Source organism: Pseudoalteromonas lipolytica, from assembly GCF_001306915.1.
In the GTDB taxonomy this organism is placed as follows: Bacteria; Pseudomonadota; Gammaproteobacteria; order Enterobacterales; family Alteromonadaceae; genus Pseudoalteromonas; species Pseudoalteromonas simplex.
This window is the reverse complement of the sequence record NZ_LJTC01000059.1, coordinates 1-553: the sequence shown is the minus strand read 5'-3', so window position 1 is coordinate 553 and position 553 is coordinate 1. Positions and strand designations below refer to the sequence as shown.

General features: G+C 52.1%; 1 rRNA gene. It reads right to left on the bottom strand.

Annotated features, from left to right (window positions below):
• Positions 1 to 553 (bottom strand): 23S ribosomal RNA (locus tag AOG27_RS21040); the annotation flags it as partial.

Genomic DNA, 553 nt, shown 5'->3' with positions numbered 1-553 from the left:
TACTCACTTTCACATGGACAACCAACGCCATGCTTGTTTAGCCTGCTCCGTCCCCCCATCGCAATTATACCAAGTACGGGAATATTAACCCGTTTCCCATCGACTACGCCTTTCGGCCTCGCCTTAGGGGTCGACTTACCCTACCCTGATTAACATGGGATAGGAACCCTTGGTCTTCCGGCGTGCGGGTTTTTCACCCGCATTATCGTTACTCATGTCAGCATTCGCACTTCTGATACCTCCAGCAACCCTCCCGGGTCACCTTCAACGGCTTACAGAACGCTCCCCTACCACTCAAAATAAATTTTGAATCCGCAGCTTCGGTGCATAGTTTAGCCCCGTTACATCTTCCGCGCAGACCGACTCGACCAGTGAGCTATTACGCTTTCTTTAAAGGATGGCTGCTTCTAAGCCAACCTCCTGGCTGTCTGGGCCTTTCCACATCGTTTCCCACTTAACTATGACTTTGGGACCTTAGCTGGCGGTCTGGGTTGTTTCCCTCTTCACGACGGACGTTAGCACCCGCCGTGTGTCTCCCGGATAGTACTTTACG